Genomic DNA, 6,857 nt, shown 5'->3' with positions numbered 1-6,857 from the left:
AGGCTGAGGAAGCACTGTTGAACGGTATGCTAAAACAGGAGAGAGGGGGATTAACCTGAACTTTGGCATATCAAGAGCACTATTTATCCAATTCTCAGGGTCGCAAGAAATACCAATTTTCTTTTTTTCAAGGAGTTTACTGAATTCCCATAGAGAAATCGCAGACAAAAGCATCTCATCATATCTATCCGTATTTCCAACTATTCTTTTGACCTTTTGTGATAGCTTTTGGGGATTCATGTGCCACCAAATCCAGGTATGTGTATCGAGCATATATTTCATTTGCATGCATCCCACATTTCCTCACCCAGGGGTGAAACAATATCATTTTCGAAAACAAGGGCATCCGCAAGCTTGCCTGGTTTATGATTCGAAATAGAATCTCGATATGGAATTATTTGCGCCAGTGGCTTACCACGTTTTGTGATAATAATAATTTCTTGTGTTTTCGCAACTTGATCAATAATTTTCAGCGCATGTGCCTTAAATTGGCTTATTCCCATGGTTTGCATATAATCACCTCCTTTTGACAAAAACATAATAGTCAATTAAAGTGGTCAAGTCAATAGGAAATGTAATGGGCACACATTTTAAAGGGCAGAACATGGAAGTGAGAGGCCGGAACTTTATCCAGGCGAATAGGCAAATTTGGAAAATTTTCCAGTCGATTGAATATTATTGAATTTTTAAAATTCACTGCGAGCATATACACTTAAAATGCACATAACAGGGAACTTTGCACAAAAAAATGTGATAGTCCGGGTCATACACTTTAACTATTCTCTATTTTTTTTGCTCTTTGCCGTAAAATCATTTTGCCGCTTTTGGAATAAAATCGTAACACGATTTTATTGCCTGACCATAAATGAAAAAATCAAAAAAATCAATGCTTAGTACCACGTAGAAAATTGCTTAGTTAAAATACGTACTCGGTTGCTGCCGTCTTCGCAGTGCTTCGCCGGCCAAGGGATGCTTGTTGCTGGATGCGGGTTTTAGGTTTTTGACAGGATTGACTGGATCTATTGCTTTCAGTTGGACAGGCAGGAAAGAAAAAAAATCTTGAAAATCCTGTAGATCCTGTCTAAATAGGTGGAAATAAAGCCCGTTTAATTGCTGCTATACATTACAATACAAATCGGGTTTATATTCGGCATATTCTTACCCACAAAGAATATGATCGAGGAACTTGGAGGAAATAAGGAATGAATGCGCAGCTAAAAGAAATTGCTAAAGTTTGGCCGGATATACAGAATATATTTTCTGTGCCGCATAATGAGAAAGACTACAAAAAATTGGTCAATCTCCTTGATAGTCTCATTGACGAAATTGGCAATGATGAATCCCATCCCTTAGCTTCATTGATCGAGACGCTTGGGAGTCTAATTGAAACATATGAAGCCCACAAACTTCCTGAAATAGAGGGCAATCCGGTGGATGCGCTCAAGACCTTGATGGAGGAACATGGCATTAGACAATCAGATCTGCTTGAAATTGGAAGCCAGGGGGTAGTATCTGAAATCATATCTGGAAAACGCCAGCTCAATATCCGTCAAATCAAAGCTTTGGGTAAACGCTTTAATGTCTCCCCGGCAGTGTTTGTATAAACGGAAGACCTAATCGAGATAGTACCTTGGCGGGTATTTCTGGAACAACTTTGGCAAGGAGATATTTTTAAAACATAGGAATATCGGATCGTCATAAGAATTCGTGGGTTGGCTTAATTGAAATTTTTATATTGGACCCCGGTACCATCTGCCGGCCTGTCCCGGTAATTTCACGGGGCCTGTCCCGGTAATTTCACGGGGCCTGTCCCGGTAATTTCACGGGGCCTGTCCCGGTACCTCACGCCGGGGGGCCTGTCCCGGTACCCCACGGGGCCTGTCCCGGCAATTTCACGGGGACCTACCCCGATTAAATAGGATGGGGCATTTAATTGGGCAGGCGGGGCCCCGGTAACGGGATCTACGCTTTGCTCCAACAGGCAGGTTTGACCCCGTTACCGAACTATGACTTTGGGGCTAAGGAACCATTTAAATACTTATGTATAACACTGGAAATAAGTGTTTGATATGGAATACCTTCTTCAATAGCCCTTATCTGAATTTGATGATAATCCTTTTGAGTAAGACGAAGATTTATACGCTTGTTTTTTTTTAAGGTATTTCGGGCGGCTGCTATTGCCTTCTCTTTTTCTTGATTGATATTTTTAACAGGCTGCCATTCATCACGTTCGATTGATTCCATCAAGTCTTTTTCTTCTTGATCAATGGGTTTAAAAGCCTTTTTACTTAATTTTTTCATTATTCCCCCTGTAAACCGTAACGTTTTGTATATTTCCGGCTTGGAAAGGCAGTTTTTAAAAAAATTTCGTCATCTTTTTCTACAAAAGGTACAATAACAGCATAGTTCTCTATTTCCAGAATATACATTTTTTGACTAGATCGTCCCGGATTCTCCTCAATTCCAAGTATCTTTACTGATTGAATCAGATATGCAATTTCCTCGAAAGAAATCCCACGCTCATGCTTCAAAATTTCATTTTTTTCAGAGCTCCAATTGAAATATTTCATGCTGTAAATATATGTTTATGTCTGCCTTTTGTCAACACTAAATGCGGTTTGGAAGATTTGGATGGAAACAGAACGACAGTATTGAGGGGCCGGGAAGCGCGAACCGAAGGACTATTTCAAAGCCTCAAAATTTAACGGAGCAAGCATCCAAAATCAGAACAAATGCTCAACCCTTAAAGGCAAACTTCCAGCGAAGCTGGATCTTAGTTTGATTTGGATTGCCGTCCTTGCCCCGTTAAACCTTGAATTGTTTAACCGGGGCCAGCAATCCAGATCAAAGCTCTGCGATCTCTGCGACTCTGCGGTGAATAATTTTTTACGGAAAGTTTACCGCTATTGTTTTTTTTATCGAACTGTTATAGGAAAATGGAAGCAACTGAAACGGAGCGCTACGCTTGACGAGCACTTTGTTTGAGGAGCGTCCTGTCGGACTTGAGGGAGATTGAAAGATCTATGAACAAAAAAGTACCGATTGCTGTGGTCGGGATGGCCGGCATTTTCCCCGGAGCTCCTGACCTCGACACTTTCTGGCACAATATTGTTAACAAAATCGATGCGACCGGCGAGGTTCCCCCCCACCGCTGGATCGTCGAGCCGGACACGATCTACGATTCCGAGCCCGGGCCGGACAAAACCTTTTCAAAACGTGCCTGCCTGATCCATGATTTTGAATTTGACCCTGACGGATTTGAGATTGACAAGCAGCTTTTGCAAGCGCTGGATCCGCTTTATCACATTGTTTTGCATACCGGCCGCAAAGCTTTGTTAAGCTGCGAAACCACCGCGCTAAACAAAAAAAACACCGGGGTTGTTCTGGCCGCCATTGCCCTGCCCACCGATGCTTCATCTTTTATAACCAGAAAAATTTTGGGTGCTTCTTTTGAAGAAAAACTATTCGGCCATATTGGCGCAGAAAATATTGAGCACCTTTCCAGGGAGCAGTATCTGGCCGGCAAAGTCACCAGCCTTCCCGGCGCTGTCCTGGCCGAAGGTTTAGGTCTTGGCGGCGGAAGCTATACCCTTGATGCCGCTTGTGCCTCATCTTTGTACGCCGTTAAACTGGCCTGTGACGAACTCTGGAGCGGCCGGGCCGACGCCATGATAGCCGGAGGGGTTTCCAGACCGGAATGTCTTTATACTCAGGTCGGTTTCAGCCAGTTGCAGGCTCTATCTCCTTCAGGCCGATGCGCTCCCTTTGATGCCGGCGCGGACGGCCTGGTTGTGGGAGAAGGGGCCGGCGTGCTGGTTTTAAAACGGCTCGACGATGCCTTACGCCACCAAGACAATATTTGCGCTTTAATCCAAGGAATCGGCCTTTCCAATGACATGCGCGGCAACTTGCTGGCCCCGGACAGTGAAGGCCAGGTGCGGGCCATGCACAGTGCTTATACCGCCGCCGGCTGGTCGCCCCATGATATCGACCTGATTGAATGCCATGGTACCGGCACACCGGTGGGAGATGCGGTGGAACTGCAAAGCTTGAAAAACCTATGGGGCCCATCCGGCTGGGCTGCGGAGCAATGTGCCATCGGATCCGTCAAATCCATGATCGGCCATCTTTTGACAGGGGCCGGTGCCGCCGGAATGATCAAGACCCTTTTGGCCTTAAAACACCGCACACTGCCGCCGTCACTTCACTTTAAGCAAGCACCGCCAAAAAGCCCGCTGCATAACAGCCCTTTTCGGGTACAGACCAAAGCGGAAAAATGGATACCCCGCGAAAACGATCTCCCGCTGCGTGCGGCGGTGAGCGGATTTGGATTCGGAGGAATAAACGGCCACCTGCTTTTTGAAGAGTGGAACCCGGAAATCGAAAACTGTCGATTGACGATCAAAGATCATCGTTCAGCGGCCGCAGAGCGTCAAGCTCCCATCGACCGGCCCTCTTCCGACATTGTCCCTGTTGCCCTGGTCGGCATGGCAACTCATTTTGGTTCTTTAACTAATTTACAAGAATTTAAGGAGGCTATTTTCAGAGGTGACTCGATTATCGCAAAGCGTCCCATAAACCGCTGGAAAGGTTCCGATAATATTGCAGAAAAGCATCTGGGCCTGCCGCTTTTAAACGGTGGATATATAGATGATCTTTTACTTGACACCGCCGCCTTTGGCATACCCCCGGCCCAGATCCCGGATATCCTCCTGCAACAGCTTCTGATACTTAAAGTCGCTGCCGCTGCCATGGAGGATGCCGGGCTTCCACAAAGACAGGAGCGCCCGCGCATGGGTGTTATCATTGGCATGGAATTTGATTTTGAAGCCACTGATTTCCACCTGCGCTGGAACCTGTATAATTCTGTTCAGAAATGGAGCAAAACAAAAGGCTTTGATCTTGATGATCAAGCAGCAGCCGTCTGGCTTGAGTCACTGAGAGACTCCTGCGGTCCGCCCCTGACAGCCACCCGAACGGTTGGTGCCCTGGGAGGGATTGTCGCCAGCAGGATTGCCAGGGAATTTCGTTTTGGAGGTCCCAGTTTTAGCGTCTCCTGTGATGCGGCTTCCGGCCTGAAAGCTCTTGAAATCGGGGTCAGGTCTTTGCAGCAAAATGAAATTGACGCGGTTCTGGCAGGCGCCATAGATCTTTGCGGTGATGTGCGCAACGTCATCTCTGCCAACAGCATAAGGCCATTTACCAAAAGAGAGGAAGCGCGCCCGTTTGATCAGTCCGCCGACGGGACCCTGCCGGGTGAAGGTGCTGCGGCAGTTGTTCTCAAAAGGCTTGACCAGGCCGTTAAAGACGGCGACAGAATATATGCTGTTATTAAAGGGGTCGGAAATGCAAGCGGAGGCGGCATTGGCCGCAACTCTCCTTCCAAAGACGCTTATCTTCTTGCGCTGCAAAGGTCCTTTCAGGATGCCGGCCTGGCTCCATCATCGGTCAGCTTTATTGAGACCCACGGCAGCGGCAATCCCGCCGAAGACCGCATGGAAGCAGAAGCCCTTAACACTTTTTTTGCACAAAACCGGGAACCGTGTGCCGTCGGATCCTTAAAACCTAACCTGGGACACGCGGGGGCTGCCTCCGGGCTGGCCTCTTTGATTAAAACCAGCCTTTGCCTGTACCAGGAGATAATTCCTCCTCTGAAAAATTTTGTCAAACCCGCGCACCAAATTCGGGTTGGCAGCGCCTTGCATATACCTGCTTTCCCGCAGTACTGGATGCGAAACAGAAAAGACGGGCCTCGCAGGGCCTGTACCAGCGCCATGACCCCTGACGGCAACTGTATGCATGTTATCCTCGAGGGTTTTGAATATGAATCCGTTGAGCTTATACCAAAGAAGGTCGCCGCAGAAAGAACAAATCCCCTGGGATTCAAACATGTGGGACTTTTTGTGCTGGAAGGCGAACATAAAAGCGACCTGTTAGAGAACCTTGAGGCCCTTGAGGTACATATTAAAAACATAATGAATGCACCCGGCCCGCATCCATCTTTTGAAAAATCCGGCCCGGGGAAGGCAGCAAAAATCGAACTTGCCGCTTATTCCTGGTATCAAAAAAACAAATTTGATTCAACCAAAAAAAATGCGCTCTCCCTAATAGCCGGCGATTTTGCACAACTGGAAAAATATATTATTGACGCGCGCCAAGCAGTTGCATCCGCAACGCCCTGCAGCATGAACGGGCCGGGCGGAGTATCTTACACCCCCGCTCCCCTGGGGCCCCAAGGTGAAATAGCATTTGTCTTTCCCGGCTCCGGCAACCATTACGTTGGAATGGGACGCGGCCTGGGTGTCCGCTGGCCGGAAATTCTGCGTAAAATGGACGCGCAAACCGGACAGCTAAAGACTCAACTTATTCCCGAATGTTATGTCCCGTGGGGGACGGCATGGATGCCGGGATGGGAAAATGCAGCCCATGAAAAGATTGCTTCCGACCCTCTGCACATGATTTTCGGCCAGGTCGTGCACGGGTGTGTGGTCGCCGACCTGGTGGGCGGCTTCGGTCTGAAACCCTCGGCGGTTATCGGCTACAGCCTGGGTGAATCCGCCGGGCTCTTTGCCATGGGGGCCTGGCCCGACCGCGGCGAGATGTTAAAACGCATGCGTGCAACCGATCTTTTTTCAAAGCAGCTGGCCGGACCCTGCCGGGCCGCTCGTAAAGCCTGGAATATACCGCCGCATGAAGAAGTAAACTGGTGTGCGGCGGCCGTGAACCGGCCCTCTGCTGCGGTACAAAAGGTAATCGACAAATTACCCTTTGCCCGGCTGCTGATCGTCAACACCCCTGATCAGTGTGTTATCGGCGGTCGTAAAGATCAGATTGAAGCTGTTATCAAAGAACTTGAA

General features: G+C 47.9%; 7 protein-coding genes. 3 read left to right on the top strand and 4 right to left on the bottom strand.

Annotated features, from left to right (window positions below):
* Together V3S16_RS04320 and V3S16_RS04315 are read right to left on the bottom strand one after the other, a co-directional pair.
* The coding region (locus V3S16_RS04320) for a type II toxin-antitoxin system VapC family toxin (RefSeq protein ID WP_413883446.1) at nt 1-282 on the bottom strand (282 nt) is incomplete at its 3' end.
* Nucleotides 279-512: a type II toxin-antitoxin system Phd/YefM family antitoxin gene (locus V3S16_RS04315; RefSeq protein ID WP_413883445.1), complete on the bottom strand. Its 234-nt coding sequence runs from the start codon at nt 510-512 to the stop codon at nt 279-281. The genes V3S16_RS04320 and V3S16_RS04315, both read right to left, overlap by 4 nt.
* A gap of 573 nt (nt 513-1,085) precedes the next feature.
* Here V3S16_RS04315 and V3S16_RS04310 point away from each other — a divergent pair.
* Both V3S16_RS04310 and V3S16_RS04305 read left to right on the top strand, forming a co-directional pair.
* Nucleotides 1,086-1,199: a type II toxin-antitoxin system HigB family toxin gene (locus V3S16_RS04310; RefSeq protein ID WP_413883447.1), complete on the top strand. Its 114-nt coding sequence runs from the start codon at nt 1,086-1,088 to the stop codon at nt 1,197-1,199.
* A 3-nt stretch (nt 1,200-1,202) separates the two neighbouring features.
* Nucleotides 1,203-1,604, top strand: coding sequence for a helix-turn-helix domain-containing protein (locus tag V3S16_RS04305; RefSeq protein WP_413883444.1), 402 nt, complete (start codon nt 1,203-1,205; stop codon nt 1,602-1,604).
* Nucleotides 1,605-2,004: 400 nt separating this feature from the next.
* Here V3S16_RS04305 and V3S16_RS04300 read toward each other — a convergent pair whose 3' ends face one another.
* Both V3S16_RS04300 and V3S16_RS04295 read right to left on the bottom strand, forming a co-directional pair.
* Nucleotides 2,005-2,301 (bottom strand): antitoxin, encoded by a 297-nt coding sequence (locus V3S16_RS04300; RefSeq protein WP_413883443.1) that lies wholly within the window; start codon nt 2,299-2,301, stop codon nt 2,005-2,007.
* Complete coding sequence (locus tag V3S16_RS04295; RefSeq protein WP_413883442.1) at nt 2,301-2,570, bottom strand: toxin; 270 nt, start codon at nt 2,568-2,570, stop codon at nt 2,301-2,303. Before V3S16_RS04295 ends, V3S16_RS04300 begins: the two co-directional genes overlap by 1 nt.
* A gap of 453 nt (nt 2,571-3,023) precedes the next feature.
* Here V3S16_RS04295 and V3S16_RS04290 point away from each other — a divergent pair.
* Nucleotides 3,024-6,857 (top strand): beta-ketoacyl synthase N-terminal-like domain-containing protein (locus tag V3S16_RS04290; protein ID WP_413883441.1); only part of this gene is annotated, 3,834 nt, incomplete at its 3' end.

It is taken from the genome of Candidatus Desulfatibia sp., assembly GCF_036446775.1.
Classification (GTDB): Bacteria; Desulfobacterota; Desulfobacteria; order Desulfobacterales; family UBA11574; genus Desulfatibia_A.
Note: the sequence above shows the minus strand (reverse complement) of the source record. Positions and strands in the feature narration are given on the sequence as shown.